Here is a 23,477-nt window from a genome sequence, read left to right as displayed (position 1 = left end):
TTATTGTTGTTTATCTGGCGGTGTTGCTGATGGATTATTACGTAAAGCATGACGCAATGCCAACATTAATCCCACTAAAATACCCACTTGATTAATATACGCATTTTCAAATAACCCTCTCAATACATAGACCCCTAAAAATGACATCAGTAATACAAGAGAGGCTTGGCGAATAATCCCGTGATTTTTTCTTATTAGCTGGATACCTTGGGCAATAATCGAAGAGCAGAAATAAAGAATACCAAATAGCCCCAAAATACCGCCCGCAAACCAAAAAGCTAAAAAGATGTTATGGGGTCCTATAGAATATTTAAATACCCAATTTGGATAATCTTTAGTACGTTCATTATAGATGTTATGGTAAACCTGATTGCCATAGCCATAACCTTTTATGGGGTGTTCTAAAATAAGATCTAAAGCTGAGCCTTGAGTGCCGTTATCAAAACGTAATCCACTATTAGTTTGAGTTAATTTATGTTGAAGTAATTTACTGATAACGGGATTTGTCGGTAAATTTGTTGCCCCAATAAATAATAAGGCACAGGTTAATGCACTTATTATCATCAGTAACCATTGGCGATTAATAACTAAAATCAGTAAAGTACTTATAGCTAAAGCGACCCATGCGCCTCGTGCTAAGGTTCCTAATATAATAAAAATAAACGATAAACTAATAATGGTTAACAATAACCAATTAATAATAGAATTTCGTTTTTTTACCGCCCATAAAGCTAATATAATGGGAAAGAAAAAAAGAAGAGCGTAGGAAATGTCTCTATGTTGTGATTGGCTCTCCGTTGTAAATGGTAAAATATTTCTTTTATACTCCAAATAATACTGCACTAACTCCTTAACCATAATTACCAACAACCCAATCGCAAAAGCCACCATCACCATCTTGGCAATATCAGTAGGTTTCTCTTTATACAGCACAATCGGAAAGGTCACGGCAAAAAGCAGTAAGCCATTGAGTATGGGCTTATTAATCTCTTTTATACTGATGCTGGGCTCGACAGAAATCACGATGGAATAACCAATTACCAGCAATAAAAATAGCAACGAGAATGACAGATTATTTTTAAATATCTTACAGATAGCCTTAAAGTCACGTATCAGATACCACAGTGCTGTTGCACCAATCAATCCCATTACAATATTTTTATAACGGGTGATATCTGGTAAGTAGATCAATATAATGTAAAGCCCAACAATGGATAAATTCCAAAGGGATTTTTTACTACAGTTTTTAAACACCATCATAATAATCTGCTATCGTCCTTTATGCTTTTAGGGAAGCTGATCATACAATAAAAATGATGTTATCGCTGTATCTCTTATCTGATAATCATGGAGCCACCTGTGCCTGAATTACCGGAAGTTGAAACCAGTCGCCGAGGTATTGAACCTCATCTTGTAGGCAATGTGTTGCACTATGCTATTGTGCGTAATAGCAAATTACGCTGGCCGGTCTCTGAAAAAATAAAAACCTTATTGGATGAGCCTATTTTAAGTGTGAAACGTCGCGCTAAGTATCTGTTAATAGAGCTTAATACTGGGTGGATCATAATCCATTTGGGGATGTCGGGTAGTGTGCGTATTTTATTAGAGGAACAGCCTGAAGAGAAACATGATCATATCGATTTAATTTTCCGAGATGGCAAAGTGCTGCGCTATACCGATCCGCGACGCTTTGGTGCTTGGCTATGGTGTGAAGATTTAGCCACAAGCTCTGTATTAGCCCACTTAGGGCCAGAACCGCTATTTGATGAATTTAATACGGAATATCTCTATCAACAGTGCAAAAATAAAAAAACAGCCATCAAGCCTTGGTTAATGGACAATAAGCTAGTTGTTGGTGTCGGCAATATTTATGCTAACGAAGCGCTATTTTCATCGGGTATTATGCCTGATAGAAAAGCCAATAGCTTAACACTTGAAGAGTGTGCTGTGCTGGTAACCGCGATTAAACGGGTGCTAACTCGCTCAATTGAGCAAGGTGGTACAACACTTAAAGATTTTCTGCAATCAGACGGTAAGCCCGGTTATTTTGCGCAAGAGCTCTTTGTTTATGGGCGTAAAGATAAGCCTTGTTTGATTTGTGGACAACCGATTGAAAGTATTAAGCAAGGGCAACGTAGCACATTTTTCTGCCGACATTGCCAACATGGCGACAATGAGTGCTAAATTTTGCCTAGTTTTTTTAGCATTGCGGTGGTGACGACATCAGGTAAGAAAGTAGAGACATCACCGTCATGGCGTGCCACATCTTTAATTAAAGAGGAAGAGACAAATGAAAGGTTTTGAGATGGCAGTAAAAACACACTGTCGAGATCGGGTGCAAAGTGACGGTTCATGTTCGCCAGTTGCCATTCATATTCAAAATCAGAAACACTACGAACACCGCGAATTAGGATCGTGGCTTGTTGTTTTTTAGCAAAGTTAGCCATTAATTCACTAAAGCCAACGACTTCGACATTAGGTAAATGATGAGTAACATCTTGGGCTAAATTCACCCGTTCTTCTAAGGTAAACATTGGGTTTTTACGGGCACTATCAGCAATCGCTAATAAAACCGTATCAAACATACCCGCAGCGCGGGTTAAAATATCGATATGTCCATAAGTGATGGGATCGAATGTTCCGGGGTAGATAGCTTTATTTTTCATGATTTACAGTCTTCTGGCTGAGTTCCCATAAAGAGGCGTATTTATTAAAGGTATACTGTGCATTAACCAATGCCAGTATTAATCCTTGTTTCCCGTCTAAAATGCCCATTCGTAATAACCAAGTTTTAAAAAAAGCGCCTAATGTATGGCTTAAGATAGAACAGTAACGGGTTGTTTTACCTTGTTGATAGCGCTCTTTTGCCCACTCGGTAGCATATTTTAGCTGTTTTTGCTGAAACTCCATGAGATCACGGCAGGTAAGATGTAACAGATCACCTTGCAACGTTTTAACTGTTGCGCCTTGCGTTTCTAACGATTCATGAACCAAATTATTGTTATATTGATAACGTTTTCGATCGTATAAACGCGTGACTTTATCGGGATACCAACCACTGTGTTTCATAAATCGGCCCATAAACAAGTTACGGCGAGCACAGTTATAAACCACATTTTCTTCAGGTTGTTGTAATATCGCAAGGATACTGGTTTTTAGCTCAACAGTGACACGTTCGTCACTATCGATCATAAAAATATAATCACCCGTGGCATATTGTTGTGCTAATTGGCGCTGTTTACCAAATCCTGGCCACTCGCTGTTTACAAAGACTTTCGCTCCTTTTTCTGTTGCAATACGACAGGTGTCATCTTGACTCCCTGAATCCAATACAATAATTTCATCCGCCCATTGTACAGAGTCTAAGCATTCACCAATGACATCAGCGACATTTTTACTGATCATCACCACAGAAAGGCGCTTACTCTGGCTCATTAGTGACTCCGAGGGGGAAGATAAGGTGAAAGTAAGGTAAGTAAACGCAGTAATGCTCCTTGGTTTTCATGAAGCACTTCAACAGCATGGCGACCATAGTAACGGCGATAATCTTCATCATTAAGCAATGAGGCAATAGCTGTTGCCATCGATTCACTGTTTGTAACCGTAATTAACCCTTCAGCTTGATCAAGCTTGGCACAGATATTTTTAAAATTAAAAGTATAAGGCCCCATGATCACTGGGATCGCATGTGCTGCGGCTTCTAAAGGATTATGACCACCACGCTCGACTAAACTTCCTCCAACAAAGGCCAGATCTGCAATGCCATAGAGCAACATAAGTTCACCCATGGTATCACCAATAACCACTTGAGTTTGTGCATTAGGCACAGTATCAGTACTTCGTAAGGTATATTTTAACCCTGCTTCGCGTGTTAGTTGTTCGGCTTTAGGAAAACGCTCTGGGTGTCGAGGTACTAAAATTAACAGAAGTTGTGGAAATTGTGTCAGTAGCTTTTTATGTGTCTCTAAAATAATGGTTTCTTCACCTTCATGGGTACTTGTTGCGATCCAAACTGGACGATGAGCAGCCCATTGACGGCGTAAAGCAACAGCTCTTGCCGCTAATTCAGGGGTAACCGAAATATCAAATTTTAGGCTACCTGTCACATGCAAATGTGAACGTTTGAGTCCTAATTCGATAAAACGCTCACCATCTTCTTGGTTTTGAGCGGCAATTAAGGTGATTTTTTGGAGCATCGTTTTGACAAAACTACCTAATTTCTGATAACCAGCAGCTGAGCGTTCTGATAAACGGGCATTGGCGATAATTAACGGAATTTTTCGTTGATGTAGTTTTGAAATTAGATTAGGCCACAATTCGGTTTCCATAATGATAACCAATTTGGGATCAACCGTTTTAAGAAAACGGTTAACTGAACCGGGTAAATCATAAGGAAGATAGACATGGTAAACATCATCACCAAACGCAGAGCGTACACGTTCTGAGCCTGTCGGAGTCATGGTAGTGACAGTGATAGGCAAATCGGGATAGTGATGACGAAGGGCGCGAACAAGTGGCACGGCGGCGAGTGTTTCACCGACAGAAACGGAATGTAATAATATCCCTTGAGGCACAACTTTGCCTTTGCAAAAGCCATAGCGCTCTCCCCACCGTTTGCGGTAGGCGGGTGCTTTACGGCTACGTAGTAAAAGACGTAACCAAATCAGAGGTTGAATAAGGTAAAGAAGTACCTGATATAAACGCAACAACATGCTATCAAATTCACTTATCTGGACGAACGCTTATAGTATCACACTGTGTAGTAGAAAGTGTGTAAAACAAGTAGGCGCGGATTAAGGAATTAAAGCGATATACTGCTTTAAAATATGGTTTAGTTCAAATTTTGCATAGGATGATGGCAATATTTGAGGTGGTGAATAATACGCAAGGCGTAGTTTATCGGCAAGTGAATCGCTATCCATCGTAGAAAGGTAATTAGAAAGTGCATCAGTCATAATTTCGCTGACGCCGCCAGGGCATCGAGTACTGACAATGGGCGTTCCACAAATTAAAGCTTCGATTAATACAGTAGGAAGCCCTTCACTATCAGAGCTTAATGCAACCACTTTAGCGCTTTTGATTGCAGGAAGAGGGTTGGGAGTAAAACCTGCAAGTATGATTTTCTCCATTAAATTAAGTTGTTTAATTTGAGCTTCTAATCGTTGTTTAACGATGGGAGTACCTTCACCTAGTATAATGAGTTGACAAGGTAAATCTGCTTTAGCAAAGGCCTCAATTAATCTGTCTTGTCTTTTTACTTCATGTAATCGTCCAACATGTAAAATATAGTCTTGTTGAGCAAATGCATTCGGTTGTGTTGCTTTTTGTTGTATTTCTTTAATATTAAAAGGGTTATAGATGGTTTTTAGCTGGTGGGCATGAATACCAATGGCATTTATTAAATCATCTCTAACTGCATTAGATACGCAGACGAGGTTTTTATCTTTATAAACGCGTTGAATTTTGATTTTTTTTAACCAATATGAAAATCCAGATTTGTTACCAAGATAAGATTGAGAGTAAATACCATGAATACAGTACCAAACATTACAGGTTTTTAGTTGCTTGGAACGACAAACAATACGGTCTGTTTTGTGTAGATTGGAAAGAACAAGCGCAGGACGTCCTTTCTTTGCAAAAAGTTGTATTAGTACATTATCAAGGGATTTTGCTCTACGCGATATTTCAGTCAATTTTCTGAAAATACCACGATAGTTATCATGATCAACAATATAATCAATAAAATCAGGTAGTTCATACGCTAATTTATTATGTAAGGATAGCAATGTGACTTGATATCCCGCTTGATGAAAACCATTAGCTAGCCTGAGTGTGACATTTTCAGCACCCCCCCCGGGTAATCCATCAATAATAAAAAGTATATGTTGTTGACTCACAAGGCTAATATCCGTTTATAAAGTGAAATAAGCTCGCCTGATAATCGTTGTGGTGTGTAAGGGAGAATAGTCTCTCTCGCCACTTGTGACATTTCAGTCCACGCTGTATTTTTGGGGATCTGTACAATTGCATCAGTTAATCCTGAAATATCCAATGCATCACAAACAAATCCATTTTTACCATTTTGAATAAACTCTGCGCCACCACAATTTGTCGAGGTGATCACGGGTAAACCACACGATAATGCCTCAAGAATAACATTAGGGAAAGGATCATAAAGAGTAGGAAGAAGCAATGCATCCGCCATTTGATAAAAATCGAGCGTTCTTTTCTGCATACCTAAAAAGAAAATACGTTGCTCACAACTTAATTCGGTCGCGAGTTGTTCATATTTACGCTGATTTTTATCACTTCCGACAACTAACAAAATAGCTGATGTTTTTGCTATAGCTGAGATAGCAGCAGCTAATCCTTTACGTTCAAAACCAGATCCCACATAAATAAAGCAAGGCACATCTTGTGGGATATTATATTGTGTCTTTAATGTATATTTTTGAGAATTTGTCGCGGGGACAAAAGTATTATGATCAATTGCGTTATAAATGACAGATATTTTATCGGCAGATACGCCGAAATCCTCAATAATTTCATTTTTAACCATCTGTGAATTACAAATAACCTGCTTTAATGCAGGATCTGCATACATCTGCTTTTCTGCATTCATCACATAACGATGGTATCTATCATAAAATAGCCAACGACCTTTCCATTTGGGTAATATACGTTGGCGTTGTAGTAGCCATCGGCGATGTACGCCATCACCTGCTCTGAAAATATCACAACCCGCAATACGTTCATGGCTTTGAACGATATCAAAATGATTTTCTTGCCAACATATTCTTGCTGCTTTAGCGAAACCTGATTCTCGACTAATCCTGCCTAATTTTCGAGGGTTACATAAGTGAATATGCCAATCTGGATTGGTATCACCTTGCCATTCTCGAGTGATCACATTGAGTTCAAGATCATTGTTTGACAAAGCATCTAATGCGCGGGCAATAAAACGCTCTGCTCCTCCATCAGGGCGATATTTTTGTCGAACAATAGCGAGTCGTAATGGGTGATTCATTAAGATAAATACCTTATAGCTGTATTGTAAACTACACCAACAGGAATAGCGGAAAGATAGCGTTGTTGGGTATCTGTTTTGATATGATCTGGGTGTGGAATATCGCCATAATTACCCGCCCATATTGTTTCACCTATCGCTTGCCAAGGATGCCAAAGTTCAAGTTTTGAAGGGCCAAAAAGTGCCACTAAAGGAGTTTTTAATGCCGCTGCCATATGCATTGCAACAGAATCAACACCAATAAAAAGTTCAGCATTATCGATTAATATAGCGAGTTGAGACAAAGAAGTTTGACCTGCCAAAACGGTAATAGTCTCTTTATTTGGACATTGTGCCAAAATAGTTTTTATCATCTCTAATTCTTTTTGTTCTGGGCCTGAGGTTAAAACAACGGAATAATGACTTTGTTGAAGTTGTGTAATTAAAGTCGCCATTTTATCTTCATCCCAGCATTTGAAAAACCAGCGAGATGTTGGTTGGATAACGATATAGTTTTTAGGGAGATGCTGTTTTTCAATAGTCTCAGTTAACCACTGTTTATCTGCTTCACTATAAGACATCGTCACATCCGACATAATAGGAATATTAAGTGGAGCAAGGATACTCAAGTTTTGTTCGACAGTATGTAGCTGTTCATGATCTGCTGTAGGGACAATGATATTATGGCATTTTTTCCAAAATTGACTGTCTTTGCGTTTTTCAAACTCAAAGCCTAAACGAATTTGTGCTTTAGTGACTAAAGTAAAAATAGCGGCTTTCCACTGATCTGCTAAATTAACCACTAAGTCATACTGTTGTTTTTGTAATGTTCGGCCAAGTTCCCACTCTTTTTTTAATCGAGTCAATTTACCTTGATGCTTCCAATTGCGATCAAGATAAAAAATGTTATTGATTAGTGGGTTGTGCTCAAGCATAGGTAATGTTTCTTTGTATAATAAAACATCAATCGTTGCATTAGGATAAGCTGATTTTAATGAGCATATAACGGGCGTCGTTAATAACATATCTCCATGATGTTGGAGTTTAATAACCAGTATTCTATTAAATGATTGATTTATATTAGTCATAATTACTTTAGCTTTAGTGAGATACGTTAATTGTAAACAAATCCGCAGAATGCATCTACCATACTGTATTTATATTGATTGAATTGATGTTTTCTACTGCGTAACATAGAACGATTTATTCAATTGTGAACCTATAATCTATAAGTTGGCGGGGAATGCATGACTAAACCAGCATTTATTATCACATTAGATACCGAAGGCGATAATCTTTGGGAGAATGAACGTGATATTACTACACAAAATACGCACTTTCTTCCCCGTTTTCAGCAACTTTGTGAACGTTTTCATTTTAAACCGGTTTGGTTAACTAACTATGAAATGGCCATGGATGATGCCTATATTGAGTTTGCTCGTGATGTTATTGCACGTAATACGGGTGAAGTTGGTATGCACTTACATGCCTGGAATAGTCCGCCATTGACTCCTTTAACAGATGATGATTTACATTATCAGCCTTATTTAATTGAATATCCCACAGATCAAATGCGAGAAAAAATCGCATTAATGACACACTTACTTGAAGATAAACTACAAACCAAAATGTTAAGTCATCGTGCAGGTCGTTGGGCATTTAATGAGATTTATGCACAACTCTTGGTTGAGTTTGGTTATCAAGTTGATTGCTCTGTCACGCCTAAAGTTGATTGGCGATTTACTAAAGGCGATCCCGCACAATCAGGGGGAAGCAATTATACTGATTTCCCAAGTCATGCTTATTTTATGGATCTAGAGGATATCACTAAAACAGGTAATTCAACGTTGCTAGAAGTGCCAATGAGTATTCAATATAAGCATTCGCCTTTAATGAATAAATTTAAGCAGGGTTACGATAAATTAAGAGGTAAGCAACGAGCGCCTTCTGTGAATTGGCTTCGCCCTAAAGGTGGTAATGCTCAGCAAATGATTGATGTTGCTGAAAAATCGTTAGCTCAAGGTCATTCTCATATTGAATTTATGTTGCACTCATCTGAATTTATGCCGGGAGGTAGCCCAACATTTCGTACTGAAAAAGATATTGAAGGGCTATATCACGACTTAGAAACGTTGTTTAATTTCTTATCAGATAAAGTACAGGGAATGACATTAGCTGAATATTATCAAAGTAAGGTGCAGGCAAAATAAGATGAAGTTGAAGAAATTAAAATGGGTACATAACTTCCTAAATATTTATAACCCACTTTTTGGCAAGATGAAAAAAATAGAGACATTTTCATCTGATATTCAATTTAACAGTATTCTTATTTTTTCCACGACAGCACTGGGAGATTTTATGTTTAATACTCCCGCGATAAGAGCGATTCGAGCGCACTATCCTGATGCACATATCACCTTGGTTTCAAGTGAGAAGAATAGGTTATTAGTTGAGAATTATGATCAAATAGACAGTGTGGTTTATTGGGATAATAAAATAAAAAATTTACTTCCCATTGCGTTACAAGCAAAAAAATATAAACCTGAATTAGCTATTATTCTGCATTCACATCTTCCTTATGATGTGCTATTTGCAGTAATGGCAGGTTGCCAGTATATCTTACGTAATACTTTTCATGTTATTCCGAAATGGTTTCAGAAATGGATTATTGCTGAGCATCAGCCTCCTAATTGCCATGTTATTCAAAGTAAACTTAATATTATTCGCTATTTAGGAATAGATAGCTCTGATACAAGAATGGAACTTCCATGTGAAATAACGCAATTAATTAAGAATGAAAACAATATCGTTGGTTTTCAGATGGGGGCATCAACACAAGAGCGTAGATGGCCTATTAAATACTTTGTAGAGTTAGCTCAAAAGCTTATTGAGAATGACCCATCGTTACAGGTTAAGTTAATTGGTTCACCTAGAGAGTTAGAATTACCCGAAGCATTTTTTGTATTGTTGCCGGAGCAATATCATAACAATATTGAAAACCTAGTAGGTAAAACTTCATTACCTGATTTGTTAAGTCAAATAAAAATAATGGATGTATTAGTCACTGGGGATACTGGGCCTTTGCATTTAGCAATAGCGTTACAAATACCTACAGTTAGCCTATTTGTAACAGCTGATCCAAAATGGACGGGGCCTTATCAGGATCTTCATTTACATACCATTATCAATAAAAAGCCTAGTCCAGATAAGGGAATACCCGATTCAATGGAGCTTATTGCTGTTGATGAAGTTTTTAATGCCGTCAATAAAACCCTAAAAGACTAATAACTTTAGGGTTGATAAGGCTAAATATCGAGAATATTGATAACTTGTTGCGCACTTATCTCCCCAATATCCCCACCTTCTGCTTTTATAGAGGTTTGGGCTTTACCGTAACCGCCTATTAGGCCGGGATCGGTAGGGCCAAATAAGGTGATATTGGGTTTATCTAATGCAGCCGTTAAATGGCTTAACCCTGTATCTACAGATACGACACTTTTGGCGCCCGCAATCACTTGAGCCACTTGGGCTAGAGACATCTTCGGTAACACATCAACGTAGTCAAAATCTTTTGCTAGACGTATTGCACGTTGATGCTCATGTTCGGCACCCCAAGGTAATTTAATCCGCAATCCTGAATCGGCAAGTAAGGCGATTAACGCTCGCCAATGAGACTCCGGCCAATGTTTTTCATCACGTGTTGTTGCGTGCAAGAAGACCAGATAAGGACGCTCATCAAAAGGGGGAAGTGAGAGAAAATGTTGTGCAATGCCATAATCACCTTGAGATTGTGGTATGGAATAACCCAAGCTTAGTGCAAATAGCTGGCGAATACGTTCAACCGCATGCATTTTTCTACTGACATCGTGACGAATATCGTAAAAGAAACTGGCTAAAGGCTCTCGGGCACATTGACGAGAATAGCCGTGTTTAGTGCCTTTGGCGTATCGAGTCACTAAAAATGCACTTTTCAGTAAACCTTGCGCATCAATAACAGCATCATAATGATGGGCTTGAATAGCGCGACGAAATTGCGCGCGCTCTGCACGAATAGGCGCACTAAACCAATTTTTACGCCAACGACGTATCGCCACAGGAATAACGGTATCAACCGCTTGATGCCAGCTTGGAATTTGTGCAAAACCCTCTTCAACTGCCCAGTCAAAACGGATATCAGGATACGCATTTATTGCATCAGTTAATGCTGGCAATGTATGTAACACATCGCCCATGGAAGAGGTTTTAACGATTAATACCCGCTTCACGCTGATGGCTCCGTTGACAGTAAATTTTCTAATTCAGCAAAAACCTTCTCTGGCTGAATATCTATTAAGCTTTGGTGATAACCTTGTTCTGCATTCCCTTTACGTACTTTGTGATAGCCCGTAATCAAACGGATCACGCGTGCTTTATGGGATAATGGTGGCGTAAAGTCAGGGCTACTTGGGCCATAAAGGGCAACTAACGGGCGCTCTAATGCCGCCGCCACATGCATTAAACCAGAGTCATTACTGACGACAGCTTTACAAGATGCAATCAAATTCACCGCTTGTTCAAGGCTGGTTTCACCTGCAAGATTAAAACAGGCTTCACGGGCTTCTGGCGTTAAAGCTTGTTTTATCTCTTCACCAGCTTCTTTATCTTTTTGAGAGCCAAACAAGAAGATTTGATAACCTAGTTCAATCAGTTTCTGTGCTAAAGCAGCATAATGATAATGAGGCCAACGTTTTGCAGGACCAAATTCAGCACCGGGGCAAAAACCAATCGCAGGGCGTTGGGTAGATAATGAAAATTGGGTCAATGTGGTAGAGATATCATTTTCAGTAACTGATAACTTAGGCCATAACAGAGGTTGAGGTAAATCAGTCGCTTTTTGCACCTTTTGTTTGTCATAAGCCAGGGCAACATAGCGTTCAACCATTAAAGGAAATGCGTCTTTGTCTAAAGGGCGCAAATCATTTAATAGCCCATAGCGCATTTCTCCACGCCATCCTGTGCGTTTAGGAATATCGGCAAAGAAAGGCACTAATGCTGATTTTAATGAGTTTGGTAATACATAAGCGTGAGTATAACCATTCTCTTTTAATTGTTTTCCTAAACGGCGACGTTCACCAATGGCTAACACACCATGTCCTAATGGCATTGAGATTGCATTATCAACCTCTGGCATTTTTTCTAATAATGGACGGCACCACGCTGGTGCCATCACATCAATCGTTGCCGCAGGATGTAATGCTTTCAATGTACGATAAAGGCTTTGGGACATCATCATATCCCCGACCCATGAAGGCCCTACCACAAAGATTTTCATAAACAGAGATTACTTACCTTGATTTAACCATTGCATATAAAGCTCGACGCCTTCTGCTACCGTTTTAAACGGTGCGGTATATCCTGCTTTACGTAAATTCGTTAGGTCAGCTTGAGTAAAGGCTTGGTAACGGCCTTTCAATTTCTCTGGGAACTCAATATGTTCGATAGAGAGATCTTTATCTTTATGATGAGCAATCACTGCGTCCGCAACAGCTTGGAATGATTCAGCTCGACCTGTACCACAGTTAAAAATACCCGATACATTATTGCGCCAGAACCATAAATTAACCGCAGCCACATCACCTACATAAATAAAGTCGCGTTGGAAGGTTTCACTACCTTCAAATAATTTTGGATTTTGACCCGCATTTACTTGGTTATTTAAATGGAATGCAACACTCGCCATGCCACCTTTATGTCCTTCACGAGGGCCATAAACATTAAAATAACGGAAGCCACAAATCATTGAATCTGCTTCAGGTAAAATCTGGCGTACATATTCATCGAATAAGAATTTTGAATAGCCGTAGACATTTAAAGGTGCTTCGTACTTTCTCTCTTCAATAAAGTTATCAGTGCGGCCACCATAAGTGGCTGCAGAAGAGGCATATAAGAACGGAATTTGGCGATCTAAACAGTAGTGGAGTAGCTCTTTAGAGTATTGATAGTTGTTATCCATCATATATTTGCCATCCCACTCAGTGGTAGAAGAGCAAGCACCCTCATGGAAAACAGCATCGATATCACCGAAATCATCCCCAGCAACAATGCTTGCAATAAAATCTTCTTTATCCATGTAATCAGTGATATTTAGATCGACCAAATTTACGAACTTGGTGCCATCTTTGAGGTTATCAACAACCAAAATATCGGTATAACCTTCATCATTTAATGCTTTAACAATATTGCTGCCGATAAAACCTGCACCGCCAGTGACGATAATCATATGGCTACCCCTTCATATAAAATCTAAAAATTAGCTCTGAGTCTATAATAACACTGAACAGCGTTAACGGTAGTATTCATCAAGGAACAACAGACTGAAATTCTCGAAAAAAGCAGTGCATATTAGTGATCTTAATTACACAAATAACATTATTTATTTACATTTGTCGTTTTTAATAGAGTAAAGGCATAAAATAAGAAACAATATGATTATATTATAGTCAATTATAACTATTGCTTCTTTTTGTCTCTGTTTAGGAGAAAGTATGTCCACCCACTCTTTCTATCAACAAATTAATCAACAACTCGAACAAACTCGTCAAGATGGCCTCTTTAAAAATGAGCGCATCATCACTTCTTCACAACGTGCTGAGATTGCCGTTGCTGACGGAAGCCATGTTATTAATTTCTGTGCTAATAATTATCTCGGTTTAGCAAATCATCCCAAGCTGATTGAAGCGGCGAAAACGGGTATGGATAGCCACGGGTTTGGTATGGCATCTGTCCGTTTTATCTGTGGTACTCAAGATTCACATAAAACATTAGAAAATAAAATTGCTGAATTTTTAGGTATGGAAGATGCCATTTTGTATTCATCTTGTTTTGATGCCAATGGGGGATTATTTGAAACATTAATGGGGCCAGAAGATGCGATTATTTCTGATGCCTTAAATCATGCATCTATTATTGATGGTGTGCGTTTATGCAAAGCAAAACGCTATCGTTACGCGAATAACAATATGGCTGAACTTCGCGCACAACTTGAAAAAGCGAAAGCAGAGAATGCTCGTCATATTATGATAGCGACAGATGGTGTGTTTTCAATGGACGGTGTCATTGCTGATCTAAAAAGTATCTGTGATTTAGCGGATGAATTTGGTGCCCTAGTCATGGTTGATGATTCGCATGCCGTCGGTTTTGTGGGGGCACAAGGACGAGGTACACATGAATATTGTGATGTGATGGATAGAGTTGACATTATCACCGGTACTTTAGGTAAAGCGCTAGGTGGTGCATCGGGGGGGTATACGGCGGCACGCAAAGACGTCGTTGAGTGGTTACGCCAGCGATCTCGTCCTTATCTATTCTCGAACTCGTTAGCACCTGCGATTGTTTCGGCCTCTATTGCCGTTTTAGATATGCTGAAGTCAGGTGATGAGATTAGAGCTCGTTTATGGCGTAACGCTTCACTTTTCCGTGAAAAAATGAGTGTGGCGGGTTTTACATTGGCGGGTGCTGATCACGCGATTATTCCCGTGATGTTAGGTGAAGCTAAATTAGCGCAAGAATTTGCAACTCGTTTACTTGATGAAGGTATTTATGTCACGGGATTCTTTTATCCTGTTGTACCGCAAGGGCAAGCACGTATTCGTACACAAATGTCGGCAGCGCATACTCCAGAGCAAATTGAACGGGCAGTGGCTGCATTTATTAAAATTGGTAAGCAACTTAATGTGATTGCATAAGGCTCTCCTATGAAAGCATTGTCAAAATTAAAAGCACAAGAAGGTATCTGGATGACTGATGTTCCAGTACCTGAACTTGGTCATAATGATGTGATGATCAAAATTCGTAAAACAGCGATTTGTGGCACGGATGTTCATATTTATAACTGGGACGAGTGGTCACAAAAAACAATTCCTGTTCCTATGGTCGTCGGTCATGAATATATTGGCGAGATTGTTGCGATAGGACAAGAAGTTAAAGGCTTTAATATTGGTGATCGTGTCTCGGGTGAAGGACATATCACTTGTGGTCATTGCCGTAATTGTCGTGGTGGTCGTACGCATTTATGTCGTAATACTATCGGTGTGGGTGTAAACCGTCCGGGTTGTTTCGCTGAATATCTAGTTATTCCTGCTTTTAATGCGTTTAAAATTCCAGATAACATTCCTGATGAGTTAGCAGCCATTTTTGATCCTTTTGGTAATGCTGTACATACCGCATTATCTTTTGATTTAGTGGGTGAAGATGTGCTGGTTTCCGGTGCTGGCCCTATTGGTATTATGGCGGCTGCCATTTGTAAGCATGTTGGAGCCCGTCATGTGGTGATCACTGATGTTAATGAATATCGCCTTGATCTCGCGAAAAAAATGGGTGTCACTAGAGCTGTGAATGTCAGCAAAGAAAACCTAATAGATGTTATGAAAGAATTGGGTATGACCGAAGGATTTGATGTGGGGTTAGAAATGTCAGGTGCACCACCTGCGTTTCGTACCATGTTAAACACCATGAATCATGGTGGTCGTATTGCGCTGTTGGGTATCCCACCTTCTGATATGGCAATTGATTGGGGGCAAGTTATTTTTAAGGGGCTGTTTATTAAAGGTATCTATGGGCGTGAGATGTTTGAAACATGGTACAAAATGGCGGCACTTATTCAGTCTGGCCTTGATCTCTCTCCGATTATTACTCATCAATTCCCAATCGATGAATTCCAAAAAGGCTTTGATATCATGCGTTCCGGTCAATCAGGTAAAGTGATTTTAGATTGGCAGTAATGAGTGATCATTAAGCAAAAAAGAGCCTTGAAAGGCTCTTTTTTATTGCGTTACTTTTCAATTTCATCCATTGAATTAGGATTAGGAGGGTTGGGTAATTTCTTTTTTTCTGATGAGCTAAATCCATTGGATAACGTATTAATCAGTGTACTTTTTTTTATCGAAATAATCGCTTCTTGTGCGGGTTTTAACCATGAAGCGGGTTTTGGCTCTTGCGGTGATTTTGTAGGTGGTACCACTTTGGGTGGTTCAGGCTGTACTGGTTTTTCTGTTTGTGGTTTTAATAAGCTACTTGGTGCGACGAGTTGAATATCAGCAGGTAGTAAAGGCAGTTGTTGTTGCAATGCTCTGACGGTAGAAGGGTGAGGGTGTCCAATAGCGATGGCTGAGCCATTTTTCCGCGCTAAAGCAATTGCTCGGGCAAGTTGTTGGCGAGTCTCAGCTTCTGTTTGTACGTTATCGAGAAAAACATGGCGACGCAAAGAGGGAACACCCGCGGCTTTAGCGACAATGGCAGCTTGTGTATTACCAATGGTTACACTATCTAAAAAATAGAGGTTTGAGTGATTAAGTGCTTTTATCACTCTATCCATCGCTTGCCTATCTGATGTCATTGCACTACCCATATGGTTATTCATACCGACAGCGTAAGGAACATTATTAATAGCATTTTGAATAATACGGTTAATTTCAGCCTGATCCATTGACGGTTTTAGGGTGTCGCGCTCTAGAGGTTGTTTGCTAATGGGCGCCATGGGCATATGAATGAGAATTTCCCGCCCTTGTGCATGGGCTTTATTCGCCACTTCTTTACCATGAGGAGAATCAGGCAAAATGGCGATAGAAACCGCAGTTGGAAGTTGTAAAATTTGGTTATCTTCTTTTTTACGATAACCAAAATCATCAATCACAATAGCTAATTTGGCCGCAAATGCAGGTGTGCTCACAACCAGGCTTAGCAACATTAAACTAAGTAAAAAAGCACTCTTGTGTTGTAATGTGCCAAGTAATTTCAAACCTACCTCCCAAGCCAAGGAACTGGGTTTACCGCTTTCCCTTGACGTCTAATTTCAAAATAGAGTGCTGAACGCTCTTGTCCACCACTGTTACCGACTAAAGCAATAGGTTGACCCGCTTTAACTTGTTGACCGACATTCACTAAAGCACTTTGGTTATAACCGTAAAGGCTCATATCACCTTTACCATGCTCAACCACAACCACTAAACCATAACCTTGAAGCCAATCCGCTAATAACACTCGCCCATCCGCAATTGCTTTGACTTCGGTACCTTGTGTTGCGGGGATGACAATGCCTTTCCAGCGTAATTCTCCCGAGCCAGAAATAGATTCACCAAAACGGTGTAATAAAGTGCCTCTGATTGGCCAAATTGCTTGTCCCGTAGGTTTACCTAAACCGCCTGTACGTGACATCAATGATTGTTCTTCAGCTGTTGGTTTATAGGTTGAACCGCGCTGTTGGGCTTCTCGTTGTTTGGCGGCGATGCGCGCAGCTTCCCGGGCTTCACGCTCTGCGCGGGCTTTGGCTTCTCGTTCTGCTTGAGCGATTTTATTTCTTAATTGCGCTTCGTTAGCTCGCATAGTCGCTAAGTTTTTTTGATCCGCTTTTAAGGTGGATTCAAGTTGGGTCAGTGTTTTTTGTCGAGCTATTAATGCGTTATCAAGCTTTTGTTTTTCTTGCTGTTGTTTAGTTAAGACTTGCTTTTGCTCGTTCTGTTTTGCTTGTTGTGCAGCTTTTTCTGCTTCCAGTTCTTTGGATGTTTGAGCCAGTTCGGCCATTGTTTCTTTACGAGCATCATTAATATAGCTGTAATACGCTAAAATACGCTCTTCACGCTGACCTTCTTCACCACGAAATAGGAGTTCAATACCTTGGTGTTTGCCTTGACGATAAGCCGCATCCATTTGACGGGCTAATAACGCTTGTTGTGAATGATATTGTTTTTGTAGGCGTGCAATATTCGCGGTAATCGTTTTGATCTCTTTACTTAAAGTTTGTAAGCGGTTTTGTGTTTCATGCACAGAACGACCTGCATTAGAGATTTGTGTTTCTTGTGTTTTTAATTGATTAAGCAGTGCTGTACGTTGTTTTTGTTGTTCTTGAACTCGTTTTTCTTTTTCTGCAATTGTGGTTTGTAGATCTTTTAGTTGATTGCGATTATCCGTTAATGAGTTGGCAAAAACAGGGGTAACTGAAAAAAGAGTTGTGCTAATTAGCAACGCGATTAACGGTAAAGAAAATACACGATAAGGCTGAGGTGTTTTTTTTTGAAGATCCATTTTCTCTGCCATCTGACCAACGTACCTTTCATAACAGTTTGTAAGATTATTTCATGCCACAAAACAACTGACCAGCTAACATGAAATAAAGCCGAAATTTCAGATAATACCTAACAGGTAATCTATTCAATTAATAAGAGATTATAAAGCAATAATAGAGGGAAAGAGGAAAAAAGAGACAATCCGTGTGACAGCGCAATAAAATATCACGCTGTCCACGAGAGCGATTATTCGACGATAGTACCCCAAAGGTCATATTCATCTGCATGTTCAATCAGAACACGAACGATTTGCCCTGGTTCAACGTCAAACTGCTCGTTAAGATAAACCGCACCATCAATTTCAGGTGCATCAGCCATACTGCGACCAATCGCACCTTCTTCATCCACTTCATCAATCATAACAAGCAACACTTTGCCGATTTTCTCTTGCAGGCGTTCAGTCGAAATTTGTTGCTGTAATTGCATAAAGCGATGATAACGCTCTTCTTTCACTTCTTCAGGTACTTGATCGGCTAATTCATTTGCTTGCGCGCCATCAACAGGGCTGTATTTAAAGCAACCAACACGGTCTAAACGTGCTTCGCTGAGGAAATCCAATAACATTTGGAAATCTTCTTCTGTTTCACCTGGGAAACCAACAATAAAAGTAGAACGTAAGGTTAACTCAGGGCAAATTTCACGCCAGCGTTTTACGCGCTCTAAAGTTCGTTCAACAGAGCCTGGACGCTTCATCAGTTTTAAAATTTTCGGGCTTGCGTGCTGTAATGGAATATCTAAATAAGGCAAAATTTTGCCTTCAGCCATTAAAGGAATAACATCATCGACATGTGGGTACGGATAAACATAATGCAAACGAACCCAAATCCCCAATTTTGCAAGCTGTTCACATAGACTCACCATACTGGTTTTGACTGGCATCCCATCCCAAAAACCCGTTTGATGTTTCGTATCAACACCGTAAGCGGAGGTATCTTGAGAGATAACCAGCAACTCTTTTACTCCAGCATTAACTAATCTTTTAGCTTCACCTAATACATCACCAATTGGACGACTATCTAAATCGCCTCGCATTGATGGAATGATGCAGAACGTACAGCGGTGATTACAGCCTTCAGAGATTTTTAAATAGGCGTAATGACGCGGTGTTAATTTGACACCTTGTTCAGGTACAAGGCTGAGAAACGGGTTGTGATCAGGTTTAGGGACATAGTGATGAATATGTGATAAAACTTGCTCATAACTATGAGGCCCTGTGATTTCGAGTACTTTGGGGTGCACTTCACGAATTTGGTTCTCTTTTGCACCTAAACAACCAGTAACAATCACTTTACCGTTTTCATCGAGTGCTTCACCAATCGCTTCTAGCGATTCTTGTACTGCGCTGTCAATAAAGCCACAGGTGTTGACGATGACTAAATCAGCATCATTATAGGTAGGAACAACTTGATAACCTTCTGTGCGCAGTTCGGTTAGGATACGTTCAGAGTCCACTAAATTTTTAGGGCAACCTAATGAAACGAATCCGATTTTAGGCACTTGATTTGTTTGCGACATGCTCGTGTTCTCAATACTTTTAAATAAATAACAGACAGTTGTTGTTTCTCAGACAGGTATAAATCTTACGCAATATAGGTGATTTTATACGTAAATAGCCATTATTTGGGATGCTGATTTATTAATAGCTTGCCTGAAGAGGGTTCCTGTAGAGTAAAAAGGTACGGCCTTTTAAATTCATCATTTTTTATGGAACGGGTGCTAATGGTACATAAATCCGTCAATAAAAAAAATGATTGTTGAGAAACTTTCCGCAAAAACTGAAAGAGAAACGCAGGAATAGGCTGTAATTGCGCCATGACAAAGGTATACTTTGGCTCTTTGATACTATTTTTAACCAACGAGAGTGATTGCATCCTATGCTGCAAGAAGTAATGCAATTTTTCAACCGGCATACCCTGTTAAGCTTTATCTGGGTTGCGCTGCTGGTGGCGGTCATTGTATTGACCTTTAAAGGACTTTTTTCTAAGACGAAAAATATTACCCGTACAGAAGCGATTTCTTTGATAAATAAAGAGAATGCGGTATGTGTTGATATCCGTAGCCGTGATGAATTCCGTAAAGGACACATCATTGATTCTATCAATTTAACGCCTTCTGAAATTAAAAGTAATAATATTGCTGAGCTGGAGAAATATAAGTCACAGCCAGTGATTGTTGTTTCACCATCAGGTATTGAAGGTGCAAAACCTGCTGAAAGCCTAATTAAACTCGGTTTTGAAAAAGTCTTTATTTTAAAAGAGGGTCTTTCTGGCTGGAGTGGTGAAAATTTACCACTGGCTAAAGGTAAAAAATAACGAGCAGGCAGATTGAGTTCTATACTTACTGCTATTCAATTAATAAGGATATAAAAAGGTAAGATTATTATGTCAGAACAGCAAAACCAAGAGATGACTTTTCAAATTCAACGTATCTATACAAAAGATATCTCTTTTGAAGCGCCTAATGCTCCACAAGTTTTCCAAAAAGAGTGGCAACCAGAAGTTAAATTAGATCTGGATACATCTTCTAATACTTTAGCTGAAAACGTCTATGAAGTTATTTTGCGAGTCACTGTGACTGCAACGATGGATAACGAGACTGCATTCCTGTGTGAAGTACAACAAGCGGGTATCTTTACTGTTGAAGGTATTGAAGGCACTCAATTAGCACATTGCTTAGGCGCATATTGCCCTAACGTTCTGTTCCCTTATGCTCGTGAATGTATCACTAACTTAGTCAGCCGTGGTACTTTCCCACAACTGAACTTAGCACCAGTTAACTTTGATGCGTTGTTTATGAACTATTTACAACAGCAACAAACTGATGCTGCTAATGAAGGGGCTGAAGAAGCTTAATGAACGCTTCTATGACAGTTATCGGTGCCGGTTCATACGGCACCGCTTTAGCGATTACCTTAGCACGCAATGGCCATGATGTTGTACTTTGGGGTCATGATGCTGAACATGTTGCGGCGTTAGAACAAGCACGTTGTAATCAGGCATTTCTGCCCGATGTTTCTTTTCCTGATAGTTTATACATGGAAGCTTCTTTGCAAAAAGCCATTGAAGCTAGCCGTAATATTCTGGTTGTGATCCCAAGCCATGTTTTTGGTGACGTATTACAGCAGATCAAACCCTTTTTACGTCAGGATGCACGTGTTGTTTGGGCGACAAAAGGACTTGAGGCTCATACTGGTCGCTTGTTACAAGATGTGGCGCGTGAAGTATTAGGTAATGAAATCCCGCTCGCAGTTTTATCTGGTCCTACTTTTGCCAAAGAGCTTGCAGCAGGTCTGCCTACTGCGATATCTGTTGCATCAACAGATAATACGTTTTCTGAAGAGCTTCAACAGTTGTTCCATTGTGGTAAAAGTTTCCGTGTGTATAAAAATCCTGACTTTATCGGTGTGCAATTAGGTGGCGCGGTAAAAAACGTGATTGCTATTGGTGCTGGAATGTCTGATGGTATGGGGTTTGGCGCGAATGCACGTACAGCACTAATTACCCGCGGACTTGCTGAAATGAGCCGTTTAGGTAAAGCATTAGGTGCAGATGCTGCGACGTTTATGGGAATGGCCGGGTTAGGCGATCTCGTTTTAACTTGTACCGATAACCAATCCCGTAATCGCCGATTTGGTATGATGTTAGGCCAAGGGCTTGATGTTGATACTGCCCAAGAGAAAATCGGGCAGGTGGTTGAAGGTTATCGGAACACTAAAGAAGTTCGCGCCTTAGCAGAACAAGTCGGTGTTGAAATGCCTATCACTGAGCAGATCTACCAAATTTTATACCAACATAAAGACGCGAAAGAGGCGGCACTATCTTTATTAGGTCGCGCAACAAAAGATGAAATAGACAGCACTCTGTTCTAAGTCTATTTTAAATAATCGCTACTTAACGCATTGGTTTAAGGTGTCTGTTTCGGTTTTCAACATAAGAAGCTTAAGTTGTTACTTAGGTTTCAATGTAAAAAGAATGAGAGTGAGTATGTCGCTAGAAGAACTAAAAAGAGTCTGGGATCATATTAAAAATGAAGCAAGATGTTTGGCTGATTGCGAGCCGATTTTGGCGAGTTTCTTCCATGCGACATTACTCAAACATGAAAACTTAGGTAGCGCCTTAAGTTATATGCTAGCGAATAAGCTGGCGACACAGACAATGCCTGCGATTGCCGTTCGTGAGATTGTTGAAGAAGCGTATCGTAGCGATGATTCCATGATCGAATCTGCGGCTTATGATATTTCAGCTGTTCGTTTACGCGACCCCGCAGTTGATAAATACTCCACACCGTTGCTTTATTTAAAAGGCTTTCATGCGTTGCAGGCTTATCGCATAGCACATTGGTTATGGGGACAAGATCGCAAAGCGCTTGCTGTTTACCTACAAAACCAGATTTCTGTTACGTTTGGTGTCGATATTCACCCAGCTGCACGTATTGGCCACGGTATTATGCTTGATCACGCAACAGGCATTGTAATTGGTGAGACAGCTGTTGTTGAGAATGATGTTTCTATTTTACAATCTGTGACTTTAGGCGGAACAGGTAAAACCTGTGGTGATCGTCATCCTAAAGTGCGTGAAGGTGTGATGATTGGTGCGGGTGCTAAAATACTCGGCAATATTGAGATTGGTCGCGGTGCTAAAATTGGTGCGGGATCTGTCGTATTACATGCAGTGCCTGCACATACCACGGTTGCAGGGGTTCCTGCTCGCATTGTTGGTAAGCCGACGAGTGATAAACCTTCACTCGATATGGATCAACACTTTAATGGTGTAGTACCTGGTTTTGAATGTGGTGATGGCATTTAATGGCATTAACAGAAGTTACATTTTCTGAACTTAAGGCTTGTTTACACGCTGAATATATCGGTGATAACAAGCCTTTTAGTTGGATAAGACTTTTTCATCGCGTCTTTTTCTGCCAACGTTCACGTTATCTGTTTTGGTGGCGTGTCGCTCAATTTTTTTATTTCTCTAAAAATCGTTTTCTCAAAAAATTAGGCATTTACATTGGTGCTAAAAACAATCGTAAATATTGCAATGATATCTCATTAAGAACGCGCATAGGAAAAGGCCTTTCATTACCACATCCTATCGGTATTGTGCTGACTAATTACTGTCAATTAGGTGAGAATGTGACGTTAATGCAAGGTGTGACCATCGGAGTAAAAGAAAAGGATGGTAAAGCAGATATTCGAGTCGGCAACCACGTTTATATTGGTTGTAATTCTTCGATTATCGGCGGTGAGATAGAGATTGGTGATAATGCAGTGATTGGTGCTCACGCATTGGTATTGAAGGATGTAGGGGAAGGGTGTAGGTATCTCACGAAGGTTGTTGCTGAAATAAAACAACTCTCAATGTAATAATAAATTA

At 39.8% G+C, this 23,477-nt stretch carries 23 protein-coding genes; 10 read left to right on the top strand and 13 right to left on the bottom strand.

The window, feature by feature from the left end; translation table 11 throughout:
- The gene (gene rfaL, locus GWI97_RS01745; protein WP_161749722.1) at positions 1-1,260 is read right to left on the bottom strand and encodes an O-antigen ligase RfaL; all 1,260 of its coding nucleotides are present in this window, start codon (positions 1,258-1,260) and stop codon (positions 1-3) included.
- Positions 1,261-1,359: 99 nt separating this feature from the next.
- Here rfaL and mutM point away from each other — a divergent pair, with 99 nt between their 5' ends.
- On the top strand, positions 1,360-2,184 hold the full coding sequence (gene mutM, locus GWI97_RS01740) for a bifunctional DNA-formamidopyrimidine glycosylase/DNA-(apurinic or apyrimidinic site) lyase (protein ID WP_036933383.1): 825 nt from the start codon (positions 1,360-1,362) through the stop codon (positions 2,182-2,184).
- Here the strand turns inward: mutM and coaD are convergent.
- From coaD to rfaQ, 6 genes are all read right to left on the bottom strand, one after another.
- Positions 2,181-2,666 carry a pantetheine-phosphate adenylyltransferase gene (gene coaD, locus GWI97_RS01735; RefSeq protein WP_036933382.1) on the bottom strand — a complete coding sequence of 162 codons (486 nt, stop codon included), beginning with the start codon at positions 2,664-2,666 and terminating at the stop codon, positions 2,181-2,183. The genes mutM and coaD overlap by 4 nt on opposite strands.
- Positions 2,656-3,435 carry a glycosyltransferase family 2 protein gene (locus GWI97_RS01730; protein WP_087803797.1) on the bottom strand — a complete coding sequence of 260 codons (780 nt, stop codon included), beginning with the start codon at positions 3,433-3,435 and terminating at the stop codon, positions 2,656-2,658. The genes coaD and GWI97_RS01730 overlap by 11 nt, the downstream gene beginning before the upstream one ends.
- Complete coding sequence (gene waaA / locus GWI97_RS01725) at positions 3,435-4,712, bottom strand: lipid IV(A) 3-deoxy-D-manno-octulosonic acid transferase (RefSeq protein WP_036933380.1); 1,278 nt, start codon at positions 4,710-4,712, stop codon at positions 3,435-3,437. Before waaA ends, GWI97_RS01730 begins: the two co-directional genes overlap by 1 nt.
- 81 nt (positions 4,713-4,793) lie before the next feature.
- Positions 4,794-5,897: a glycosyltransferase gene (locus tag GWI97_RS01720; RefSeq protein WP_036933379.1), complete on the bottom strand. Its 1,104-nt coding sequence runs from the start codon at positions 5,895-5,897 to the stop codon at positions 4,794-4,796.
- A complete protein-coding gene (locus GWI97_RS01715; protein ID WP_036933377.1) occupies positions 5,894-7,027 on the bottom strand; it encodes a glycosyltransferase family 4 protein in 1,134 nt (377 codons plus the stop codon). Before GWI97_RS01715 ends, GWI97_RS01720 begins: the two co-directional genes overlap by 4 nt.
- A complete protein-coding gene (gene rfaQ, locus GWI97_RS01710) occupies positions 7,027-8,094 on the bottom strand; it encodes a putative lipopolysaccharide heptosyltransferase III (protein WP_036933375.1) in 1,068 nt (355 codons plus the stop codon). The genes GWI97_RS01715 and rfaQ overlap by 1 nt, the downstream gene beginning before the upstream one ends.
- Positions 8,095-8,253: 159 nt before the next feature.
- On the opposite strand from rfaQ, the gene GWI97_RS01705 reads away from it, so the two are divergent.
- Together GWI97_RS01705 and GWI97_RS01700 are read left to right on the top strand one after the other, a co-directional pair.
- Complete coding sequence (locus tag GWI97_RS01705; protein ID WP_036933373.1) at positions 8,254-9,216, top strand: polysaccharide deacetylase family protein; 963 nt, start codon at positions 8,254-8,256, stop codon at positions 9,214-9,216.
- 1 nt (position 9,217) lies between these two features.
- Positions 9,218-10,291, top strand: coding sequence for a glycosyltransferase family 9 protein (locus GWI97_RS01700; protein WP_036933371.1), 1,074 nt, complete (start codon positions 9,218-9,220; stop codon positions 10,289-10,291).
- A 20-nt stretch (positions 10,292-10,311) separates the two neighbouring features.
- Here GWI97_RS01700 and rfaC read toward each other — a convergent pair whose 3' ends face one another.
- From rfaC to rfaD, 3 genes are read right to left on the bottom strand one after another with little or no spacing between them, the layout of a single operon-like run.
- Positions 10,312-11,271, bottom strand: coding sequence for a lipopolysaccharide heptosyltransferase RfaC (rfaC, locus tag GWI97_RS01695; protein WP_072024189.1), 960 nt, complete (start codon positions 11,269-11,271; stop codon positions 10,312-10,314).
- Entirely contained in the window at positions 11,268-12,317 is a 1,050-nt protein-coding gene (gene rfaF / locus GWI97_RS01690) for an ADP-heptose--LPS heptosyltransferase RfaF (protein ID WP_036933368.1), read from the bottom strand. Before rfaF ends, rfaC begins: the two co-directional genes overlap by 4 nt.
- 9 nt (positions 12,318-12,326) lie before the next feature.
- Positions 12,327-13,265, bottom strand: a complete 939-nt coding sequence (gene rfaD / locus GWI97_RS01685; protein WP_036933367.1) for an ADP-glyceromanno-heptose 6-epimerase — start codon at positions 13,263-13,265, stop codon at positions 12,327-12,329.
- A gap of 265 nt (positions 13,266-13,530) precedes the next feature.
- Between rfaD and GWI97_RS01680 the strand changes: the two genes are divergently transcribed.
- Together GWI97_RS01680 and tdh are read left to right on the top strand one after the other, a co-directional pair.
- Positions 13,531-14,730: a glycine C-acetyltransferase gene (locus tag GWI97_RS01680; RefSeq protein ID WP_161751814.1), complete on the top strand. Its 1,200-nt coding sequence runs from the start codon at positions 13,531-13,533 to the stop codon at positions 14,728-14,730.
- Between the two features lie 9 nt (positions 14,731-14,739).
- A complete protein-coding gene (gene tdh / locus GWI97_RS01675; protein ID WP_023583402.1) occupies positions 14,740-15,765 on the top strand; it encodes an L-threonine 3-dehydrogenase in 1,026 nt (341 codons plus the stop codon).
- A 50-nt stretch (positions 15,766-15,815) separates the two neighbouring features.
- Here the strand turns inward: tdh and GWI97_RS01670 are convergent, their stop codons facing one another.
- The 3 genes from GWI97_RS01670 to rimO all read right to left on the bottom strand — a co-directional run bounded on the left by GWI97_RS01670 (position 15,816) and on the right by rimO (position 19,620).
- Complete coding sequence (locus tag GWI97_RS01670) at positions 15,816-16,730, bottom strand: divergent polysaccharide deacetylase family protein (RefSeq protein WP_226905437.1); 915 nt, start codon at positions 16,728-16,730, stop codon at positions 15,816-15,818.
- Between the two features lie 53 nt (positions 16,731-16,783).
- Positions 16,784-18,076 carry a murein hydrolase activator EnvC gene (gene envC, locus GWI97_RS01665; RefSeq protein ID WP_103005215.1) on the bottom strand — a complete coding sequence of 431 codons (1,293 nt, stop codon included), beginning with the start codon at positions 18,074-18,076 and terminating at the stop codon, positions 16,784-16,786.
- Positions 18,077-18,291: 215 nt separating this feature from the next.
- Positions 18,292-19,620, bottom strand: coding sequence for a 30S ribosomal protein S12 methylthiotransferase RimO (rimO, locus tag GWI97_RS01660; RefSeq protein WP_036933359.1), 1,329 nt, complete (start codon positions 19,618-19,620; stop codon positions 18,292-18,294).
- Positions 19,621-19,979: 359 nt separating this feature from the next.
- Here rimO and GWI97_RS01655 point away from each other — a divergent pair, with 359 nt between their 5' ends.
- The 5 genes from GWI97_RS01655 (at position 19,980) to GWI97_RS01635 (ending at position 23,467) form a co-directional block, all read left to right on the top strand.
- Positions 19,980-20,417 (top strand): rhodanese-like domain-containing protein, encoded by a 438-nt coding sequence (locus GWI97_RS01655; RefSeq protein WP_087803811.1) that lies wholly within the window; start codon positions 19,980-19,982, stop codon positions 20,415-20,417.
- A gap of 69 nt (positions 20,418-20,486) precedes the next feature.
- Positions 20,487-20,957 carry a protein-export chaperone SecB gene (gene secB, locus GWI97_RS01650; protein WP_006534205.1) on the top strand — a complete coding sequence of 157 codons (471 nt, stop codon included), beginning with the start codon at positions 20,487-20,489 and terminating at the stop codon, positions 20,955-20,957.
- Positions 20,957-21,973: an NAD(P)H-dependent glycerol-3-phosphate dehydrogenase gene (gene gpsA / locus GWI97_RS01645; protein ID WP_036933354.1), complete on the top strand. Its 1,017-nt coding sequence runs from the start codon at positions 20,957-20,959 to the stop codon at positions 21,971-21,973. Before secB ends, gpsA begins: the two co-directional genes overlap by 1 nt.
- A 115-nt stretch (positions 21,974-22,088) precedes the next feature.
- Positions 22,089-22,910 (top strand): serine O-acetyltransferase, encoded by an 822-nt coding sequence (cysE, locus tag GWI97_RS01640; RefSeq protein WP_036933352.1) that lies wholly within the window; start codon positions 22,089-22,091, stop codon positions 22,908-22,910.
- Positions 22,910-23,467, top strand: a complete 558-nt coding sequence (locus tag GWI97_RS01635) for a serine acetyltransferase (protein ID WP_087803810.1) — start codon at positions 22,910-22,912, stop codon at positions 23,465-23,467. The genes cysE and GWI97_RS01635 overlap by 1 nt, the downstream gene beginning before the upstream one ends.
- Positions 23,468-23,477: the final 10 nt, after the last annotated feature.

This window comes from Proteus sp. G2300, from assembly GCF_009915965.1.
Classification (GTDB): Bacteria; Pseudomonadota; Gammaproteobacteria; order Enterobacterales; family Enterobacteriaceae; genus Proteus; species Proteus vulgaris.
This window is presented reverse-complemented; position numbering and strand designations above follow the sequence as displayed.

What these genes read in the sequence shown, in the direction of transcription:
- GWI97_RS01680 (WP_161751814.1), top strand. Translation starts at nt 13,531, where the DNA reads ATGTCCACCCACTCTTTCTATCAACAAATTAATCAACAACTCGAACAA.
- GWI97_RS01730 (WP_087803797.1), bottom strand. Translation starts at nt 3,435, where the DNA reads ATGAGCCAGAGTAAGCGCCTTTCTGTGGTGATGATCAGTAAAAATGTC.
- rimO (WP_036933359.1), bottom strand. Translation starts at nt 19,620, where the DNA reads ATGTCGCAAACAAATCAAGTGCCTAAAATCGGATTCGTTTCATTAGGT.
- gpsA (WP_036933354.1), top strand. Translation starts at nt 20,957, where the DNA reads ATGAACGCTTCTATGACAGTTATCGGTGCCGGTTCATACGGCACCGCT.
- coaD (WP_036933382.1), bottom strand. Translation starts at nt 2,666, where the DNA reads ATGAAAAATAAAGCTATCTACCCCGGAACATTCGATCCCATCACTTAT.
- GWI97_RS01655 (WP_087803811.1), top strand. Translation starts at nt 19,980, where the DNA reads ATGCTGCAAGAAGTAATGCAATTTTTCAACCGGCATACCCTGTTAAGC.
- GWI97_RS01705 (WP_036933373.1), top strand. Translation starts at nt 8,254, where the DNA reads ATGACTAAACCAGCATTTATTATCACATTAGATACCGAAGGCGATAAT.
- rfaD (WP_036933367.1), bottom strand. Translation starts at nt 13,265, where the DNA reads ATGATTATCGTCACTGGCGGTGCAGGTTTTATCGGCAGCAATATTGTT.
- GWI97_RS01635 (WP_087803810.1), top strand. Translation starts at nt 22,910, where the DNA reads ATGGCATTAACAGAAGTTACATTTTCTGAACTTAAGGCTTGTTTACAC.
- tdh (WP_023583402.1), top strand. Translation starts at nt 14,740, where the DNA reads ATGAAAGCATTGTCAAAATTAAAAGCACAAGAAGGTATCTGGATGACT.
- waaA (WP_036933380.1), bottom strand. Translation starts at nt 4,712, where the DNA reads ATGTTGTTGCGTTTATATCAGGTACTTCTTTACCTTATTCAACCTCTG.
- envC (WP_103005215.1), bottom strand. Translation starts at nt 18,076, where the DNA reads ATGGCAGAGAAAATGGATCTTCAAAAAAAAACACCTCAGCCTTATCGT.
- cysE (WP_036933352.1), top strand. Translation starts at nt 22,089, where the DNA reads ATGTCGCTAGAAGAACTAAAAAGAGTCTGGGATCATATTAAAAATGAA.
- secB (WP_006534205.1), top strand. Translation starts at nt 20,487, where the DNA reads ATGTCAGAACAGCAAAACCAAGAGATGACTTTTCAAATTCAACGTATC.
- rfaL (WP_161749722.1), bottom strand. Translation starts at nt 1,260, where the DNA reads ATGATGGTGTTTAAAAACTGTAGTAAAAAATCCCTTTGGAATTTATCC.
- rfaF (WP_036933368.1), bottom strand. Translation starts at nt 12,317, where the DNA reads ATGAAAATCTTTGTGGTAGGGCCTTCATGGGTCGGGGATATGATGATG.
- GWI97_RS01715 (WP_036933377.1), bottom strand. Translation starts at nt 7,027, where the DNA reads ATGAATCACCCATTACGACTCGCTATTGTTCGACAAAAATATCGCCCT.
- rfaQ (WP_036933375.1), bottom strand. Translation starts at nt 8,094, where the DNA reads ATGACTAATATAAATCAATCATTTAATAGAATACTGGTTATTAAACTC.
- GWI97_RS01700 (WP_036933371.1), top strand. Translation starts at nt 9,218, where the DNA reads ATGAAGTTGAAGAAATTAAAATGGGTACATAACTTCCTAAATATTTAT.
- GWI97_RS01670 (WP_226905437.1), bottom strand. Translation starts at nt 16,730, where the DNA reads ATGTTGCTAAGCCTGGTTGTGAGCACACCTGCATTTGCGGCCAAATTA.